Here is an 18,141-nt window from a genome sequence, read left to right as displayed (position 1 = left end):
ACGGCTGCGTTCCCCGTGCCGGAGGTGGCCTTCTCCGCGCCGGAGGCCGACTTGTATGCCCCAGAGGAGCCCTGCTGCGGGCCGAAGTCCGCCTTGTCCGTGCCGGAGGTGCCCCTTCCCGCCCCTAAGGCCGCCTTCTTCACCCCGGAGGAGCCCTTCTCCGCCCCGAAGCCGTCGCGCACCCGGTCGGCCACTCCGCTCAGGGCCGCCTCGAAGGTGAAGCCCTGCTCGAACCGATAGCTGCGGCGTACGTCCACCGGGTCGATGCCGTTGATCGCCGCCTTGGCCAGCCGCAGCAGCAGGCCGTCCTTCGCGGCGATCTCCCGCGCGAGACCGAGGGCGGCGGCCCGCAGTTCGCCGCGCGGCACCACCTGCCACACCGAGCCGTGCGCGTGCAGCTCGGCCGCGCCGACCGTGCGCGAGGTGTAGTAGAGCGTCCGCATCAGATGCCGCGGGACCAGCCGGGCCAGATGCGTGGCCGCGCCGAGCGCGCCGCGGTCCAGCTCCGGCAGTCCGAACACGGCGTCCTCGCTCGCCACGATCGCGTCCGCGTTGCCCACCAGACCGATGCCGCCCCCCAGGCAGAACCCCTGCACCGCCGCCACGACCGGGACCTCGCACTCGTACACCGCGGCGAAGGCGTCGGCGCAGCCGGAGTTGGCACCGATCAGCGCCCTGTCGCCCTCGGCCTGTATCTCCTTGATGTCCACGCCCGCGTTGAACCCCCGGCCCTCGGCCGCGAGCACCACGCAGCGGACCTCGGGGTCCCGGCCCGCCGCGCGCACCGCGTCGGCCAGGGCGAACCAGTCGGCCACCGCCAGCGCGTTCACCGGCGGACGGTCGACCGTGACGACCGAAATCCCCTTTTCCGGGGACGAGGTGGAGACACCCATGGGCTCATCAGCTACCTTCGCACTCGACGCCTTTCCACCAAACATTTGTTAGGTGTGACGCTTCGAAGCTAGCAGTCGCCACCGACAAGCGGGAGAGCCTGTGGATAACTCGCTGCGCGGCCGGACCGTCGTCGTCACCGGCGGGACCAGGGGTGTCGGGGCCGGGATCGCGAGAGCGTTCACCGAGGCCGGAGCCGAGGTGGTGGTGTGCGCCCGCAGCGCCCCCGAAGTGCCGCTTCCCGGAGCCGAGTTCATACCGCTCGACCTGCGTGACCTCCCTGCCGTGCACGCCTTCTTCGCGGCGCTGCCCCGCCTCGACGTCCTCGTCAACAACGCCGGCGGAACCCCCTACCGGCTGCTGACCGACGCGACGCCCGAGCGGCACGCCCGGGTCGTCGAGCTGAACCTCGTCGCACCGCTGACGGCCTCTCTCGCGGCGTACCACCACCTGCGGCGGGCCCACGGCTCGATCGTGATGATCGGCAGCGTCAGCGGAACTCGTCCCTCACCCGGCTCGGCCGCCTACGGCGCTGCCAAGGCCGGCCTGGACAACCTCGCCCGCTCGATGGCCGTGGAGTGGGCCCCGAACATCCGCGTCAACACCCTCGTCGTCGGCATGGTCCGCACCGAGCAGTCCCACCTGCACTACGGCGACGAGGCGGGTGCCGCCGCCGTCGCCCGCACCGTCCCCCTCGGCCGCCTCGCCGAACCCGCCGACGTCGGCGCGGCGGCCGTGTTCCTCGCCTCCCCGGCCGCCGCGTACATCACCGGCGCCTCGCTGCACGTGCACGGCGGCGGCGAACGGCCGGCATTCCTGGACGCGGCGACCGCCCACAAAGGAGAAGCGACATGAGCGGAATCTGCGCGGACCGGGTCGTCGCGATCACCGGCGCCGGCCGCGGACTCGGCCGGTCCCACGCCCTCGCGTTCGCCGCCGAGGGCGCGCGGGTGGTCGTCAACGACCTCGGCGTCCGCCTCGACGGCACGCCGGACGGCACCGCGGGCCGCGCGTCGGACGATGCCTCTGCCTTCGGCAACCCGGCCGAGCAGGTCGCTGCCGAGATCCGGGCCGCCGGCGGCGAGGCCGTCGCGCACACCGGGGACATCGCCACGAGCGAGGGCGCCGCCTCCCTCGTCCGCACCACCCTGGAGACGTACGGCCGCCTCGACACGCTCGTCAACAACGCGGGCTTCCTGCGCGACCGGATGCTGGTCAACCTGGACGAGAGCGACTGGGACGCTGTTCTACGCGTCCATCTCAAGGGCCACTTCCTGCCACTGAAGCACGCGGCCGCACACTGGCGGGCGCAGGCGAAGGCCGGGCGCACACCCGTCGCCCGGATCGTCAACACCTCGAGTGGCGCCGGGCTGGCCGGGTCGGTCGGGCAGGGCAACTACAGCGCCGCGAAGGCCGGCATCATCGCCCTCACCCTGGTCGCGGCGGCCGAGCTGGGCCGGTACGGCATCCAGGTCAACGCCATCGCGCCCGCCGCCCGGACCCGCATGACGGAACGTACGTTCGCCGCAACAATGACGGCACCTCCCTCCGGCTTCGACGCCATGGCCCCCGAGAACGTCTCCCCGCTGGTCGTCTGGCTCGGCTCGGCCGGCAGCGACGGCGTGACCGGGCGCGTGTTCGAGACCGAGGGCGGGCGGATCACGGTCATGGAGGGATGGCGGCCCGGCCCCACCGCCGACAAGGCGGCACGGTGGACACCGGCGGAAGCGGGGGAACGGGCCCGCGAACTGCTGGCGGCGGCGGAAACGCCGATGCCGGTGTACGGTGCCCAGCCCTAGCCGGGCGTGTCCCCGTCGGTGGGCTCGCACGTCCTGTTGTCGCGCTCACGCCGAACGCGTCAGGTCCTCCGCCCGGACCGGGTCCGCGTACGGCACCGCGCGCGCGTAGCGCTCCAGTTCGTCCAGAGCGGCGTGAGCCATCCGCCCCAGCTCGTTGCCGAGGGAGCCGGCGACATGCGGCGTGAGCAGCACGTTCGGCAGGTCGTAGAGCGGGGAGGAGGCGGGGAGCACCTCCGGGTCGGTGACGTCGAGGACCGCGTTCAGACGGCCGGTGAGCAACTCCTCGGTCAGGGCGGCCGTGTCGACGAGAGAGCCGCGCGAGGTGTTGATCAGCGTGGCCCCGTCCGGCAGCAGAGCGAGCCGTGCGCGATCGAACAGGTGCCGGGTCTCGGGGAGTTCGGGCGCGTGAATGGTCACGATGTCGCTGGAACGCGCGAGAGCGTCCAGGGACACGGCCCGCACGCCCATCTCCGCCGCCTGCTCGTCATCGACGTACGGGTCGTGGAGGAGTACATGCAGGTCGTACGGCCGCAGCAGCTCGATGACCCGGCGGCCGATCCGCGAAGCCCCCACGACACCCACGGTCCGCTGATGGTTGCCGCCCGAGCCGATCACATCGATCGGGCTCACCCAGGAGCGCTTCTCGCGGTACACGCGCGCGGAGTGCAGCACCCGCTTGCCGGAGAAGAGGATCGCGGCCACCGTGTACTCGGCCACCGGCAGCGCGTTCGCCCCGGCCGCCGAGGCGACCGTCAGCCCCCGCTCCCAGCAGGCGGCCGTGATGTGGTGCTTGACCGAGCCGGCCGCGTGCACGACCGTCCGCAGCCTCGGCATACGCGCGAGCGCCTCGGCCGTCAGCGGCGGACAGCCCCAGCCGGTCAGCAGCGCCTCGGCATCGGCCAGCGCCTCGGCCGCCGCAGGGTCGGTGAAGTCCCGCACGACCAAGGAGGGGTCGGTGTCGGCGACAGCGACGAGGCGTTCGAGCGCGGCGGCGTCGAACAAAGCCTCACGGACGGAGGCGTCCATGGCGAGGACGGTGCGCGGACGGCGGACGGACGGAGAGGTCACTTGACGGCTCCCGCGGTCAGGCCGGAGCGCCAATGGCGCTGCAGCGAGAGGAAGGCGACGGCGAGCGGCACGACGCTCAGCAGCGAGCCCGTGATGACGAGCGCGTACAGCTGCGGTTCCTGCGGCAGGATCGCGTTCCAGCCGAACAGGCCGAGGCCGACCGGGTACAGGGACGAGTCATTGAGCATGACGAGCGGCAGGAAGAAATTGTTCCAACTGCCCGTGAAGGTGAACAAAAAGATGGTGACGAACGCGGGAGAGAGCATCGGAAGCGCGACTGATCGGAAAACGCGCAATTCACCGGCCCCGTCCATACGAGCCGCCTCCAGCGTCTCTCCAGGTACGTACGCCTCGCAGAACACCCGCGCAAGATACACGCCGAAAGGGTTGACCAGGCCAGGGATCAGCACCGCCCAGTAGGTGTTCACCACCCCCGCCTCCGAGGCCAGCAGATACATCGGCAGCGAGATGACGGTGTGCGGCACCAGGATGCCCAGCAGGACCAGACCGTACAGCTTCTCCTTGCCCGCGAAGTCGTACGTGGCGAAGGCGTAGCCCGCCAGCAGAGACACCAGCGTGGAGGCGAGCGCCCCGACGCCGGAGTACAGCAGGCTGTTGACGAGCCAGCGGCCGAAGATGCCGTCCTGGTACGCGAAGAGATCGGCGATGTTCGTGAACAGGTTGAACTCGCCGAGCCGGAATCCGGGCCGGCCGAACAGATCGCCGTTGTCCTTTGCGGCGTTCACCAGCAGCCAGCTCAGCGGCATCAGCGTGTAGACGGCGACCACGGCGAGCAGCGTGTTGACGGCGACCCGCGAGGACCAGCCGGACGTACGGCGACGGCGCGCGTGCCCCGCCTGTTCTGCCGCGCGCGCGGTCGTACGGGTCGCCCTGGGGGCGGTGTCGACGGCCATGCTCACGCCTCCTTCCAGCGGTTGCCCAGACGGGTGATGACGAACGACAGCGCGGCGCCGAGCACCGCCAGCAGGAGCGAGGCCGCCGAGGCGAGGCCGTAGTCGTGCTCGGTGAATGCGGCCTGGTAGATGAACATCACCGGGCTCCACTCCGGGGAGATGGAGGACGCGCGCGTACGCAGTACCTCGGGTTCGTTGAACAACTGGATCGAACCGACTGCCGTGAACAACACGGTCAGCACCACCGAGGAACGGATCATCGGCACCTTCACCGACCACGCCGTGCGCAGGGCACCTGCGCCGTCCATGACGGCGGCCTCCAGCGTCTCGCGCGGCACGGCCTGCAGCGCCGCGTAGAAGATCACCATGTTGTAGCCGAGCCACTGCCAGGTGGCGGCATTGGCCATCGAGAAGATCACAGCATCAGGTCCGAGCAGATCCCAGTCCGATCCGAACACGGACAGGAAATCGATCACGGGGCTGAGTCCCGGTGTGTAGAGGAACCCCCACACCATCGCCGCGATCAGACCGGGCACCGCGTGCGGCAGGAAGTACGCCAGCTGGAAGAACCGTTTGGCCCGTGCGAGCGCCGAGTCCAGCAACAGGGCCAGCGTCAGCGCGCCGCCCACCATCACCGGGATGTAGATCGCGCAGTACAGCGCGATGTGCGCGAAGCCGCGCCGGAAACCGGGGTCGTCCAGGGCGCGCAGATAGTTGTCGCCGCCGACGAACAAAGTCTCCGTGCCGCCGAAGCCCAGTCCGGAGGTGGCCTGCTCACGGAACAGGCTCATCCAGACCGCGTAGCCGATCGGCGCCACAAGCGTGGCGAGGAACAGCAACAGGAACGGGGCGAGGAAGAGAGCAGGAGCGGTACGCCGCGCCCTCGTGAGGCGCTGCGCGGCCGGCCCGGGCTTTGCCGAGACGGGCCGGCGTGCCGCCCGAACGGGCCGTGGCGATGTCGGGGCCTGTGTGGATGCCATGAGTGGGACTCCTAGGGGCCGCGCCCGGCCCTGTGCGGGCGGAACCGGGCGCTCGGGAAGGGCGCGAGCGTGACGTGCGCGCGCCCTCGCGGCGGGAGGAGGTGGGGGCGGCGAAGCGGAGACGGTCGACGGAGGGGACCGGCGGGCGCCACCTGAGGGGTGGCGCGCGCTGCTCCGTAGGCGAGGCATGGACTCCTTGAGGGGCCGGGGCGCGCCCTTTCGGAGGACGCGCCCTTCCAGAGAGCCGTCCGTGCCGGCGCGATGCACTCCATGCGCACGTCCTGCGCGGGACGAGGTGCGTCCGTTCCCGCCGTGTGAGGAGGTGCGCGCACTCCCGCGCAGGATGCGCTGCACGCGCCCCCGCCGGACGGTCACTCCGCGAGCTTCAGCCCGCGGTCCGTGATCGCCTTCTCGGCCGCGCGCTGACCGGCCTGGAACGCCGCCCAGAAGTCACCGCTCTTGTTCACCTTGCCGAACTCGGTCTGCAGGGTGAGCGTCGTGGAGTTGTGGACCGGGCTCCACACCCAGCCCTCGGCGATCTTCGGCACCTCGGCGCCCGCGACGGCGTAGATGTCCTGGCCGCCGAAGAAGGAGGCGTCGAAGGACTGCTTCGCGGTGGCGCGCAGGTCCTCGGCGGCGGGCAGACCGCTGGAGGTGCCGGCCGCGAGACGGGCCTTGACGGCGGCCTTGTCCGTGGTGGCCCAGAGGGCGAACTCCGCTGCCGCCGCGGCCTTCTTCGTGTCCTTGCTCAGCGCGAAGGAGGAGCCGCCGACGGCGCCGGTGGCGGGCGTGCCCCAGTTCGGCAGCGGCGCCTCGGCCCACTTGCCGGCCTGCTTCGGGTACGTGGTCTTGATGCCGCCGGCGCTCCACGAGGCGCCGATCAGGGCGATGGCCTTGGAGTCGGTCACGGCCTTGGTGGACTCCGGGCTCCACGCCTTGTGGTTGAGCACCAGGTCGTCCTGGACCAGGTCCTTCCAGTAGTCGGCGACCTTCTTGGTGGCCGGGTCGGCGATGTTCACCGTCCAGGCGTCACCGGAGGAGCCGTACCAGCGGGCACCGGCCTGCTGGGCGAGCCCGGCCCAGGTGGCGGTGTCGTCGCCCCAGAAGTCGAGGATGCGGGCCTCGCCCTTGGACGCCGTCTTCACCTTGCGCGCGGCGGCCTCGAACTCGGCCCAGGTGGTGGGCACCTCGACGCCGTACCGCGCGAAGAGGTCCTTGCGGTAGTAAAGGGTCTGCGGACCCACGTCGTACGGGGCTGCCCAGGTCTTGCCGCCGAGGGTGACCAGGCCGCGGACCGAGGCGGGGGCGTACTTTTCGATGGGGCCCGCGAACTCGGCGGAGGAGTCCCGCAGCAGGCCCTGCGTCACGAGGTCCGGCAGCGCCTGGTACTCGATGTTCACGACGTCCGGGGCGTTGCCCGCCTTGACCGCCTTGGCGAGTTTGTCGTAACCGCCGTTCAGCCCGGCCGGGATCTCGGCGAACGTCACCTTGATGTTCGGGTGTGTGCGATTGAACTCGGCGGTCATGTCCTTGGTGCCGGGCATCCACGACCAGTACGTGATCTCGACCGGCTTGTCGGCGGTGCCGGTGCCCGCCTGGGTGTCGTCGGAGCCACCGCAGGCGGTGGCGAGGACGGCGAGACAGGCGAGCGCTGCGGCGAGCGCGGGGGAGGACGGCTTCATGACGGTGACTCCAAACGGAAGACCGATCAGCGGGGGCGAATGACGCACATCTTTCGCGCAGGTCCGATCAGAGTCAATAGAAACGAACAATCAAACAGGGAAATTGATCTGATCGATCAATAATTGTTCGGTTGCTGTTCGTTTCCCCTGGCCGGCTCGGAGAAACGAACACACCCCTCAGCCCAGGTCCGGCATCTCGCGGATCTCCACTGCCGCCGGAACCGTCCCCGCGTCGGCGTCCAGCTCCAGGACCACGACCTCGTTGCGCCCCGCCCTCAGCAGCGGCCACGGCAGATACAGCGTGCGCTGCGGCCCGCGCGACTCCCAGTACCGGCCCAGGCAGAAGCCGTTGACCCACACGTAGCCCTTGCCGCCGCCGGGCAGCGCCAGATACGCGTCCGCCGGCTCGGTCACCTCCAGGTGGCCGCGCAGGAACACCGGTCCCCGATCCGTCCCACCCGAGCGCCCCCAGTCGAGCCGCTCGGGCGTGCCGTGCCCGAGCTCCACGGCGCGCGCCCGCCAGCCGTGCACCTGCTGCTGCGTGTGCAGCACCCGCCGGACGCCCTTGCTCTCGCCCAGTGCCGTCCCGTAGTTGACCCGGCCCATGGACTCCACCAGCAGCTCCAGCCGCACCCCCGCCTGCGGCACTGCCACGTCCGCGATCACCTCGGCCGCGTCCCGCTCCAGGACGCCCGCGAAGGCGCCGTCGAGGTAGACATGGGCCCGGTCGGCCAGGCCCTGCACCGACAGCGGGTACGGGACACGGGGCCCGGGGACGCGTGCCTCGTACAGTGCCAGGCCCTGCCCGATGCCCAGTTCCTCGAAGGACGGCGGCTGCGGGGCCGCACGCTCCGGACCGGCCAGGGCGTCCAGTACGTCGAACAGCTGCAGTGACTCGCCGAGTTCGACCCGTGCGGGCGGAAGCAGGGGCGCGGCCGGCTCCGGCTCGGGCAGCGGTCGGTCCGCGTAGGCGGCCAGCACTTCACGGAACGCCCGGAACTTCTCCGTCGCCGCGCCGCGCTCGTCGATCGGGGCGTCGTAGTCGTAGGAGGTGACCGTCGGCAGGTAACGCTCGCCGGTCGCCGGGTCCTCGGTGTTGGCGCCCGCCCAGGTGGAGAAGTTCGTTCCGCCGTGCGCCATGTAGATGTTCACCGACGCTCCCGAGCTGAGGATCTCCGCGAGTGTGTCCGCGGCGTCCCGTGGATCGCGTACGACGTGCTCGGTGCCCCAGTGGTCGAACCAGCCGCACCAGAACTCCATGCACATCGCCGGATCCTTGGGCCGCAGCCGCGCGAGCGAGGCGAACGCCTCCGTGGCCCTGCTGCCGAAGTTCACGGTCGCCAGGGTGTCCGGCAGCGTGCCGCCGGTCAGGAAGAAGTCGTCGGGTCCGTCCGAGGTGAACAAAGGCACGTCGATCCCGTGCGAACGCAGCGAAACGGCCAGATGCTCCAGATGGGCCGTGTCGCAGCCGAAGGAGCCGTATTCGTTCTCCACCTGCACCATCAGCACGTTTCCGCCGCGGGTGACCTGGTGTTCGGCCAGCAGCGGCACGAGCCGGTCGTACCAGCGGTCCACGTGTGCCACATAGGCGGGATCCGAGCAGCGCAGCGCCCGCACCTGGGGGTCGGCGAGCAGCCACCACGGCAGTCCGCCGTTGTCCCACTCCGCACAGATGTACGGCGATGGACGAACGATCGCGTGCAGGCCCGCCTCCCGCGATTCGTGCAGAAAACGATCGAGATCGGCGATCCCGGTGAAGTCGAACACGCCTGGGCGCGGCTCGTGCAGATTCCACGGCACATACGTCTCGACCGTGTTCAGGCCCATGGCTCGCAGTTGCCGCAGCCGGTGCGGCCACTGCTCGGGCAGCACCCGGAAGTAGTGCAGGGCGCCCGAGAGCAGGCGCAGCGGACGGCCGCCGAGGGAGAAACCCTCGGTTGATATCTCGAACATGAGGGTCTCTCCAGTCGGGGAGCCAGGGTGGTGAGGAAAAGCTGCCGCTAGGCGTCAGGCGCTGGATGCGCGTACGTGCAGCTCGGGAAGGATCTCGATGCGGTGCCGGGGCCGCGCGGGGTCGGCGAGGCGCTGGGCGAGCAGTTCCACGGCCGCCGCGCCCACCGCGTGCTTGGGCGGCGCGACCGCGGTCAGAGGCACGTCGGCCAGCGCGGCGACCTCGTCGTCGTACGCCACGATCGCCATGTCCTCGGGCACCTGGATGCCGCGCGAACGCAGCCGCTGGAGCACGACGATGGCGTCATGGTCGTTGTGCACGACCGCCGCCTCCAGCCGCCCGCCCGCGACCGCGTCGGTGAACTCGGCCAGCACCCGCTCGCGTTCGGCCGCGTCACCGCCCGGCGGCGGCAACCGGAACAGGGCGTTGTCGTTGACCGGGAGCTCGGCGTCGGCGAGCCCCGCGCGGTAGCCCTCCAGGACGAGCGCGCTGTGCGGGCTGTCCTCGCGCAGCAGCAGCCCGACCAGCACCCGGTCGGTGTCGCACAGGTGGCGGACGGCGATGCGGGCGCCGTGGGCATGGTCGGTGACCACGCGCTCGGCGCCGGTGTCGTGGTCGGGGCGCCGCTCGACCAGGACGTACGGCACCTCGAGTTCGGTCGCCGGCCAGTCGCGGGCGCCCGCCGGGCCGCACGGGGTGATCAGCAGTCCGTCGATGCCGTCGGCGAGCATCTGCCGGGCCTGGGCGCGCTCCTCCTCGGGGCTGTACTGCGAGATGCCCAGCACCAGCCGGATGCCGCGCTCGGCCGCGGCCTCGCGGGCGCCCTTGATGACCTCGGGGTAGTAGTAGTCGGCGGCCGGGACGATCAGGCCCACGACGAAGTCGCGCCCGCCGCCCCGCGGCGCGAGGCGTTCCGCCGCGCCGGGCTGCCCCGTCCGGTCCTCCGGCAGGACCGCGCCGCCGTGCACCCGGGTGACCAGGCCACGCTCGGCGAGTGACTCCACGTCGCGGCGGACAGTGATGGGGGAGACGTTCAGCTCCGCGGCCACGTCGGTGACTCTGATCGATCCCCGCTCGCGCACCCTGTGGAGGATCTCCTGATGCCTTTCTTCGGCGTGCACGTTGACCGGGCTCCCCTCGTCGTCGGTCGTCGTCCGGGCTGGCTGACCTGGAGTCTAGCGCCCGTCTGATCGAATGTGAACGTTTATGCTCGAACAATCAATCCGAGCGCGGAATGCTCACTTCATTGCCGCACTGTGTGCGGTTGTGTTAGAAACCGCTCACCCTAGCGCGGAATCGGGCCCGACGACGCACCCCCATCCCTCTTCGGAGGTACTTGCGCATGCCCTCCTTCCTGCCCCGCCGCACGCTCCTGCGCGCGGCCCTCGCCACCGTCGCCCTGACCCCCCTGCCCCTGACGGCCGCGGGCGCCGCCCACGCCGCCGACGCCTACGACACCCTGCGCCTGAAGTGGCGTGACCTCCTCCTCGGCACCGGCTACGACCCCACCGCCGAGCCCTACCGCAGCAGACTCGCCGCCCTCGGCGCCACCGCGGCCGACCTGCGCGCCACGATGAACCCCGCCCCCGGCTCCCTGTGGCCCGACCTGGTCTACGCCGACCCCGAACCCGACACCGACAGCGAGTCCTACACCTACTCCGGCAACCTCGGCACCAGCTACAACCGGCTGCGCACCCTCGCCGAGGCCTACGCCCAACCCGGCACCGGCCTCACCGCCGACGCGGGCCTGCTCAGCGACCTCCTCACCGGCCTCGACCACCTCCACGACGAGGCCTACAACGCAGGCCAGACCCGCTACGGCAACTGGTACAACTGGCAGATCGGCATCCCCCAGGCGCTGCTGGACATCAGCACCCACCTCTACGACCACCTCGGCGCCACCCGCATCGCGAACTGGACCGCCGCCGTCGACCACTTCGTCCCCGACAGCGCGGTCGCCAGCTACACGGGCACCTCCACCGGCGCCAACCGCGTCGACCTGTGCCGTGTCCTCGCCCTGCGCGGCGTCATCGGAAAGACCTCCGCCAAGATCACCCTCGCGAGGGACGCCCTCAGCCCCGTCTTCCCGTACGTCACCACGGGTGACGGCCTCCACGCCGACGGCAGCTTCATCCAGCACACCTACGTCCCCTACGCAGGCACCTACGGCGCGGTCATGCTCGGCGGACTCTCCCTGCTGTTCGTCCTGCTGAAGAACTCGGCCTGGGAAGTCACCGATCCCGACCGGCAGATCATCCTCGACTCGGTCGAAAAGGCGTATGCGCCCTTCCTGTTCAACGGCCTCGCCATGGACGACGTCTCCGGCCGGGCGATCAGCCGCGGAGTGCAGAAGACCGATACACGCGCGATCCTCCAGGACGACCATCTGCGCGGTCATTCGATCATCGCCTGCATCGCCCTGCTCGCCCAGAGCGCCTCCGCCGCCGAACGAACACGGTGGGAGGGAATGATCAAGGGCTGGATCGCCCGCGACTACTACCGGCCCGTCCTCGCCTCCGACGCCCTCGGCGTCGCCCACCTCGCCCGCCTCAAGAGCATCGCCGACTCGACGGTCACCGCCACCGCCGAGCCCACCGGCCACCGCCTCTTCCCCGCCATGGACCGGGCCGTCCACCGCAGGCCCGGCTGGGCCGCCGCCGTCTCCATGGCGTCCCAGCGCATCACTCACTACGAGAACGGCAACGGCGAGAACCTCCGCGGCTGGCACAGCGGTTCGGGAATGCTCTACTGGTGGGGCGACACCTACGGAAACGGCCAGTACAGCGACTGCTTCTGGCCCACCGTCGACCCCCTGCGCCTGCCCGGCACCACCGTCTCCCGCAAGACCCTCACCGACGGCGAGGGCGGCGCCTGGGGCGCCCCGCGGCCCGATGTGCGCTGGGTCGGCGGCGCCACCGACGGCACGTACGCCGCCGTCGGCCAGTACCTCAAGGGCCTGTCCTCCACCCTGCTGGCCAAGAAGTCCTGGTTCTTCCTCGACGACACGGTCGTCTGCCTCGGCGCCGGCATCCACGGCCGCGACGGCACCGGCGTCGAGACGATCATCGACAACCGCAACCTCGGCGCGAACGGCACCCACGCCCTCACCGTCGACGGCACCGCCCAGCCCGCCACCCTCGGCTGGACCGCCACCCTCACCGGCGCCCGCTGGGCCCACCTCGCGGGCTTCGGCGGCTACGTCCTCCTCGGCGGCGCCACCGTCAAGGCCGTACGCGAGGCCCGTACCGGAGCCTGGTCGGACATCAACACCGGCGGTACCACCACCCCCGTCACCCGCCGCTACCTCACCCTCTGGCTCGACCACGGCACCGACCCCACCTGGGCCGACTACGCCTACGCCATCCTGCCCGGCGCCACCAGCGCGCAGACCGCGGCCCGCGCCGCCGACACCGGCCGGATCACCGTCCTGGCCAACGCCAACGACCAGCAGGGCATCCGCGTCCCCGCCCTCGGCTACACGGGCGCCAACTTCTGGCTCGCAGGAACGGTCGGAGACATCACGGTCACCGCACCGGCGAGCGTCATGGTGCGGGAGAGCGGCGGCACCGCCACCATCTGCGTCTCCGGACCCCTGCGCGACGGCGCCGGCATCGACCTCACCTGGAACCGCCCCGTGTCCGCGGTGACCTCCAAGGACTCCACCGTCCAGGTGCTGTCGACCGGCTCCGTCCTGACCCTGCGGATCACCCCCGGCACCCTCGGCGCCGTGCACAAGGCGGTGGTCACCCTCGCCTGACCCCGGGCCCTAGGTGTCGCACTCCAGCAGTGTCCGACACAGCCCGCATCGCGCCTTCACCCGCCCTCGCACCGGAACCCTGATCCGCTGATGACACGTAGGACACGGGAAGGACACCCGCAGCGGACCCGGCTCCTGCGGAGTGAAGGCGTACGGCACATCCGGCGCGGCGGCCGGCGCGGGCTCACGGCCCGGCCGCCGCTCCTGGGCGTGCCGCCTATCGCGCGCGTACCGCCGCCGGCCCGTCCAGCCCGCCGCCGTCAGCGGAGGCTGCTGCTCGTCCTGCCGGGCCCGCGCCATGCCCTTCCCGTACGCCGAGTACGCCTGCGCACTGGTGAACCACGTCGAAGGATCCTCACCGAACACCAGCGACCGCTTGGCCAGGACGTACCCGAACTCCTCCGGCGTCAGATACCCCAGTTTCTGCGACGACGCCCCGTCCTCCCGGTAGGCGTCCAGCAGCAGCCAGCCCGCGCCCAGGTAGGTGGTCGCGGTGTCCGTGAGGATCTCGTTGTCGCGCGTCCCGGCGAACGAAAGATCGAGCCTGTGCAGATAGACATGCATGATCTCGTGCGCGAGCGCGGCGCCGATGTCCCGGCGATGCGTACGGAAACGATCGTTCAGCTCCACGAAGTACTCCGGCCCGGCGGTCAGTTCGACATTGGCCGCATGAGTCATCTCGCGGAAACTCACGATCATTCGAGCATCCGGCAGCCGAAAGTGCCGTACGAGCTCATGTGCCACCCGCTGGGTGCCCAGATACAGATCGTCCGTGTCGCAGAACGCCACATCGGCCGGAGCCACGCTCGCGTCGAACGTCCGCACCGTGTCGTACGACAGCCTGCGGTACAGCGCGGTGACGGCTGCCCGCACCGTCTCCAGATGTGGGTAGCCGTGCTCGACCGGTCCGCCGTTCGCCACGCCCGCACCCCCAAGACGCCTGAACCCGATGTCCACTCTACGAGGAGAAGAACGGACTTTGTCCGGTCAGGTTGCGTGCTGCCGCTCGCAGCGCTCCGCCCCGAGCCCGCCGCGCCCGGACCGAGGCCCCCGCCGCACAGGGCGGGCCCCGCGCGTACGCGCCCGCCCGTGCGCCTGTCCACGGGCGCCCCGCAGGATCCGGCCACAGCCCGCCGGCTCGCCACCCCGGAGCCCCGCCGCCCGCGGTGACCGCGCGCCCTGCAGATGCCCGATTCGGCCAGCGGCCCCCGCCCCGCCCTGTGCGCCGGTGATCCGACCCCCGCTCGCCACGTAGGGTGGACGCTCATGACCACCAGCAACACCGGAACCGGTGACGTCGACCCCGCCGTGCGCGAGGAGCTCGCACGGCTGCGCGACAGCATCGACAACATCGACGCGGCCGTCGTCCACATGCTCGCCGAGCGCTTCAAGTGCACCCAGCAGGTCGGTCACCTCAAGGCCGTCCACCAGCTGCCGCCCGCCGACCCGGCCCGCGAGGCACGCCAGATCGCAAGGCTGCGCACGCTCGCCGAGAACGCCAAGCTGGACCCGGCCTTCGCGGAGAAGTTCCTGAACTTCATCATCGCGGAGGTCATCCGCCACCACGAGAGCATCGCCGAGGACACCGTCAACGGCCAGGCACCCACGGGGCGCTGACCCGGCTCACCCCGGCCGTCCCAGCGAGAGGGAGGTCCGGCCATGGCGTCGGATGCCAGGATCCTCATCGTCGGCGACCACGCCGACACGCTGTACGCACTCGAGAGCGCCCTTGCCCCCCTCGGTCGCCGGCTCACCCGCGCCACCAGCGGCGACGAAGCCCTCAAAGAGCTGCTGCGCGGCCGGGCCGGCCTGGTCCTCCTCGACGTGGGCATGCCCGGGCCCGGCGGCCTGGAGGTCGTCCGCTACATGCGCCGCCTGGAACTGACCCAGCACATCCCCGTCGTCCTGCTCACCGGTTTCGGGCCCGACCAGGAGCTGGCCGCCGCCGCGTACGGACTCGGGGTCGCCGACCTGATCACCAAACCCGTCGACCCCTGGTCCCTGCGCACCAAGGTGCGCTACCTCTACGACGCCCACCAGCGCCACGTCGCCCTCCAGCAACAGCTGCGCGACCTGCGTGCCCGGACCGCCACCACCGCAGCGCCCGCCCGCGTGCCCCAACAGCGCGAACCCCGCAGCGCACCCGCACAGGACCGAACGTAGACCGGCCGAAGTGCGTATATGGAGTGGCGCGACCTAACGAACGCGGCGAACGCACAACGAACACATACGAACCACCGGAGCACAGCCGACGTCCACAGCGGAGCACACCCGGCGTCCGCACGGCGCGTCACGGACCGCTCACGAACCGAACCGCCCCTGTGCGCTGCCACGGGCATCAGGCAGCATGTCGTCCATGTCCGTTCTCACGCGCGACGAAGCGCAGACCCGTGCCCAGCTCCTCGACGTCCACCGCTACCACGTCGACCTCGACCTCACGACCGGCGGCGACACCTTCGACTCCCGCACTCACATCCGCTTCACCGTGCGCGAAGGCCAGGACCGTACGGACACCTTCGTCGAGCTCAAGCCGGACCGACTGCGCTCCGCCACCCTCGACGGACAGCCCCTCGACCCGGAGAGCCTCGACGGCAACCGGCTGCCGCTGAAGAACCTCACCCCAGGCGAACACGAACTGCGCATCGACACCGCCATGCGCTACTCGCGCACCGGCGAGGGCATGCACCGCTTCACCGACCCCACCGACGGCGAGACGTACCTCTACACCCAGCTGTTCATGGACGACGTGCAGCGCGTTTTCGCCGCGTTCGATCAGCCCGACCTCAAAGCGGTCTTCGAACTGACCGTCAAGGCACCCGAGGAGTGGTCCGTCCTCGCCAACACCGTCACCGAACACCTCGGCGACGGCCGCTGGCAGGCCGCCCCGACGCCGTTGATCTCCACCTACCTCGTCGCCGTCGCCGCCGGTCCCTGGCACTCGGTGCGCACCGAGCACCGCGGACTGCCCTTCGCCCTGCACTGCCGCCGCTCCCTCGCGCCCTACCTGGACGCCGACGCCGAGGAGATCCTCGACGTCACGCGCGCGTGCTTCGACCGCTACCACGAGAAGTTCGACGAGCCGTACCCGTTCGACTCCTACGACCAGGCGTTCGTCCCGGAGTTCAACGCCGGCGCCATGGAGAACCCCGGCCTCGTCACCTTCCGCGACGAGTTCGTCTACCGCTCGGCCGTCACCGACGCCGAACGCCAGACCCGCGCCATGGTCATCGCCCACGAGATGGCCCACATGTGGTTCGGCGACCTCGTCACCCTCAAGTGGTGGGACGACATCTGGCTGAACGAGTCCTTCGCCGAGTACATGGGCTACCAGACCCTCACCGAGGCCACCCGCTTCACCGACACCTGGACCGACTTCGGTGTCGTCCGCAAGGGCTGGGGCTACGACGCCGACCAGCGGCCTTCCACCCACCCCGTCGCCCCCGAAGCCGTCGACGACACCGCCTCCGCGCTGCTCAACTTCGACGGCATCTCCTACGCCAAGGGCGCCTCCGCCCTCCGGCAACTGGTGGCCTGGCTCGGCGAGAAGGACTTCCTCACCGGCATCAACCGCCACTTCACCCGCCACAAGTTCGCCAACGCCACCCTCGCCGACTTCATCGACTCCCTCGCCGCCGCCACCGACCGCGACGTCCACGCCTGGGCCGACGCCTGGCTGCGCACCACCGGCGTCGACAAGCTCACCCCCCGCATCACCCCCGGCGAACACGGCACCTGCACCCTCACCGTCGACCGCGCCGGCAGCCGCCCCCACCACATCACCGTCGGCCTCTACGACCGTGACCTCACCGACAACGGCCGCCTCGCCCTGCGCGAACGCCTCGACCTCGACATCCCCCACACCACCGCCCTGCCCATCGGCAAGCGCCCCGCCCTGCTCCTGCTCAACGACGGCGACCTCACCTACGCCAAGGTCCGCTTCGACCCCGAGTCGTTCGACACCCTGCGCTCCGGCCTGTCCGGCCTGCCCGAACCCCTCACCCGCGCGGTCGTCTGGAACGCCCTCAGGGACGCCGTACGCGACGGCGAACTGCCGCCCGCCGCCTACCTCGACACCGCTCGCGCCCACCTCCCGCACGAGACCGACCTCGCCCTCGTCCAGGGCGTCCTCGGCTTCGCCACCACCCAGATCACCGACCGCTACCTCACCGCCGACGCCCGCCCCGTCGCCCAGTCCACCCTCAGCGCCCTGTGCCGCGACCTCATCCGCCGCACCGAGGACGGCGACCACCCCGGCCTGCGCCTGATCGCCGTACGCCACTTCATCGACGTCGCCGCCCAGCCCGACACCATCGCGGCCTGGCTCGCCGAGGGCACCGTGCCCGGCGGACCCGAACTCGACCCCGAGCTGCGCTGGCGCGTCCTGGAGCGTCTCGCCGTCCTCGGCGCCACCGACGAGGACGCCATCGCCGCCGAACTCGCACGCGACCCCAGTGCCACCGGTCAGGAAGGCGCCGCCCGCTGCCGCGCCGCCCTGCCCGACGCCGAGGCCAAGGCCCGCGCCTGGGAGGCCATGTTCAGCCGCGACGACCTGTCCAACTACCTGTTCACCGCCACCGCCCAGGGCTTCTGGCAGCCCGAACAGACCGACCTCGTAAGCGATTACGTCCCCCGCTACTACCAGGACGCCGTCGCCCTCGCCGAACGCCGCGGGCCCGCCATCGCCGACGCCGCCGGCCGCTGGGCCTTCCCCACGCACGCCGTCGACACCGAGACACTGCGCCTGGGCGAACAGTGCCTGAAGGACGCCGAACCCATCCCCGCCCTGCGCCGCAAGCTGGTCGACCAGCTCGACGACCTCGCCCGCGCGCTGCGGGTACGCGGCGAGGCATGACCGCCGTGACAGGCGTACAGGGGTAACAGGCGTACCCGCTCAACGACACCGGCAGCAGCGGCAGCACCAGCGACACCGGCACTGCCTGCCGCAACTGCCCCAACTGCCGTACGACGGTGGCGGGCCGAGCCCGACGGACCTCGGCCCGCCACCCGACGCCACCCCACCCGCGCGCCCCGACCTCCGTCACCTCGCCTTACACCCGACGCGCCTTCCTCGCACGGAAGTACCCCCTTTCGGGTTCCGA

General features: G+C 71.0%; 13 protein-coding genes and 1 pseudogene. 6 read left to right on the top strand and 8 right to left on the bottom strand.

Annotation, left to right across the window (positions count from 1 at the left end; genetic code table 11):
* Positions 1-158: 158 nt before the first annotated feature.
* A pseudogene (locus ACIQ6Y_RS07775) lies at positions 159-893 on the bottom strand (enoyl-CoA hydratase family protein); the annotation flags it as partial.
* Positions 894-993: 100 nt separating this feature from the next.
* Here ACIQ6Y_RS07775 and ACIQ6Y_RS07770 point away from each other — a divergent pair.
* Together ACIQ6Y_RS07770 and ACIQ6Y_RS07765 are read left to right on the top strand one after the other, a co-directional pair.
* Positions 994-1,746 (top strand): SDR family oxidoreductase, encoded by a 753-nt coding sequence (locus ACIQ6Y_RS07770; RefSeq protein ID WP_404034245.1) that lies wholly within the window; start codon positions 994-996, stop codon positions 1,744-1,746.
* Positions 1,743-2,690, top strand: a complete 948-nt coding sequence (locus ACIQ6Y_RS07765) for an SDR family oxidoreductase (RefSeq protein WP_404034243.1) — start codon at positions 1,743-1,745, stop codon at positions 2,688-2,690. The genes ACIQ6Y_RS07770 and ACIQ6Y_RS07765 overlap by 4 nt, the downstream gene beginning before the upstream one ends.
* Before the next feature lie 45 nt (positions 2,691-2,735).
* Here the strand turns inward: ACIQ6Y_RS07765 and ACIQ6Y_RS07760 are convergent, their stop codons facing one another.
* From ACIQ6Y_RS07760 to ACIQ6Y_RS07735, 6 genes are all read right to left on the bottom strand, one after another.
* On the bottom strand, positions 2,736-3,716 hold the full coding sequence (locus ACIQ6Y_RS07760) for a hydroxyacid dehydrogenase (protein ID WP_404036331.1): 981 nt from the start codon (positions 3,714-3,716) through the stop codon (positions 2,736-2,738).
* A gap of 38 nt (positions 3,717-3,754) precedes the next feature.
* On the bottom strand, positions 3,755-4,672 hold the full coding sequence (locus ACIQ6Y_RS07755; RefSeq protein WP_404034241.1) for a carbohydrate ABC transporter permease: 918 nt from the start codon (positions 4,670-4,672) through the stop codon (positions 3,755-3,757).
* A 2-nt stretch (positions 4,673-4,674) separates the two neighbouring features.
* Complete coding sequence (locus tag ACIQ6Y_RS07750; RefSeq protein ID WP_404034239.1) at positions 4,675-5,652, bottom strand: carbohydrate ABC transporter permease; 978 nt, start codon at positions 5,650-5,652, stop codon at positions 4,675-4,677.
* 371 nt (positions 5,653-6,023) lie between these two features.
* Positions 6,024-7,334, bottom strand: a complete 1,311-nt coding sequence (locus tag ACIQ6Y_RS07745) for an ABC transporter substrate-binding protein (protein WP_404034237.1) — start codon at positions 7,332-7,334, stop codon at positions 6,024-6,026.
* Between the two features lie 177 nt (positions 7,335-7,511).
* On the bottom strand, positions 7,512-9,287 hold the full coding sequence (locus tag ACIQ6Y_RS07740) for a beta-galactosidase (RefSeq protein ID WP_404034235.1): 1,776 nt from the start codon (positions 9,285-9,287) through the stop codon (positions 7,512-7,514).
* A gap of 54 nt (positions 9,288-9,341) precedes the next feature.
* Entirely contained in the window at positions 9,342-10,406 is a 1,065-nt protein-coding gene (locus ACIQ6Y_RS07735; RefSeq protein ID WP_404034233.1) for a substrate-binding domain-containing protein, read from the bottom strand.
* A 221-nt stretch (positions 10,407-10,627) separates the two neighbouring features.
* On the opposite strand from ACIQ6Y_RS07735, the gene ACIQ6Y_RS07730 reads away from it, so the two are divergent.
* Positions 10,628-13,042, top strand: a complete 2,415-nt coding sequence (locus ACIQ6Y_RS07730) for a polysaccharide lyase 8 family protein (protein ID WP_404034231.1) — start codon at positions 10,628-10,630, stop codon at positions 13,040-13,042.
* 9 nt (positions 13,043-13,051) lie between these two features.
* Here the strand turns inward: ACIQ6Y_RS07730 and ACIQ6Y_RS07725 are convergent, their stop codons facing one another.
* Entirely contained in the window at positions 13,052-13,963 is a 912-nt protein-coding gene (locus ACIQ6Y_RS07725) for a hypothetical protein (protein WP_404034229.1), read from the bottom strand.
* A 345-nt stretch (positions 13,964-14,308) separates the two neighbouring features.
* Between ACIQ6Y_RS07725 and ACIQ6Y_RS07720 the strand changes: the two genes are divergently transcribed.
* The 3 genes from ACIQ6Y_RS07720 (at position 14,309) to pepN (ending at position 17,894) form a co-directional block, all read left to right on the top strand.
* Positions 14,309-14,659 carry a chorismate mutase gene (locus tag ACIQ6Y_RS07720; protein WP_404034227.1) on the top strand — a complete coding sequence of 117 codons (351 nt, stop codon included), beginning with the start codon at positions 14,309-14,311 and terminating at the stop codon, positions 14,657-14,659.
* Between the two features lie 42 nt (positions 14,660-14,701).
* Positions 14,702-15,205: a two-component system response regulator gene (locus tag ACIQ6Y_RS07715; RefSeq protein ID WP_404034225.1), complete on the top strand. Its 504-nt coding sequence runs from the start codon at positions 14,702-14,704 to the stop codon at positions 15,203-15,205.
* 193 nt (positions 15,206-15,398) lie between these two features.
* Complete coding sequence (gene pepN / locus ACIQ6Y_RS07710; RefSeq protein WP_404034223.1) at positions 15,399-17,894, top strand: aminopeptidase N; 2,496 nt, start codon at positions 15,399-15,401, stop codon at positions 17,892-17,894.
* Positions 17,895-18,141: the final 247 nt, after the last annotated feature.

Origin of the sequence: Streptomyces sp. NPDC096205, from assembly GCF_044763135.1 — a bacterium.
In the GTDB taxonomy this organism is placed as follows: domain Bacteria; phylum Actinomycetota; class Actinomycetes; order Streptomycetales; family Streptomycetaceae; genus Streptomyces.
The sequence above is the reverse complement of the archived record's forward strand: the minus strand, read 5'-3'. Positions and strand labels throughout refer to the sequence as shown.

Excerpts from the sequence above, each read along its gene's own strand:
- ACIQ6Y_RS07765 (WP_404034243.1), top strand. The coding sequence starts at position 1,743 with ATGAGCGGAATCTGCGCGGACCGGGTCGTCGCGATCACCGGCGCCGGC.
- ACIQ6Y_RS07760 (WP_404036331.1), bottom strand. The coding sequence starts at position 3,716 with ATGGACGCCTCCGTCCGTGAGGCTTTGTTCGACGCCGCCGCGCTCGAA.
- ACIQ6Y_RS07755 (WP_404034241.1), bottom strand. The coding sequence starts at position 4,672 with ATGGCCGTCGACACCGCCCCCAGGGCGACCCGTACGACCGCGCGCGCG.
- ACIQ6Y_RS07750 (WP_404034239.1), bottom strand. The coding sequence starts at position 5,652 with ATGGCATCCACACAGGCCCCGACATCGCCACGGCCCGTTCGGGCGGCA.
- ACIQ6Y_RS07745 (WP_404034237.1), bottom strand. The coding sequence starts at position 7,334 with ATGAAGCCGTCCTCCCCCGCGCTCGCCGCAGCGCTCGCCTGTCTCGCC.
- ACIQ6Y_RS07740 (WP_404034235.1), bottom strand. The coding sequence starts at position 9,287 with ATGTTCGAGATATCAACCGAGGGTTTCTCCCTCGGCGGCCGTCCGCTG.
- ACIQ6Y_RS07730 (WP_404034231.1), top strand. The coding sequence starts at position 10,628 with ATGCCCTCCTTCCTGCCCCGCCGCACGCTCCTGCGCGCGGCCCTCGCC.
- ACIQ6Y_RS07720 (WP_404034227.1), top strand. The coding sequence starts at position 14,309 with ATGACCACCAGCAACACCGGAACCGGTGACGTCGACCCCGCCGTGCGC.
- ACIQ6Y_RS07715 (WP_404034225.1), top strand. The coding sequence starts at position 14,702 with ATGGCGTCGGATGCCAGGATCCTCATCGTCGGCGACCACGCCGACACG.
- pepN (WP_404034223.1), top strand. The coding sequence starts at position 15,399 with ATGTCCGTTCTCACGCGCGACGAAGCGCAGACCCGTGCCCAGCTCCTC.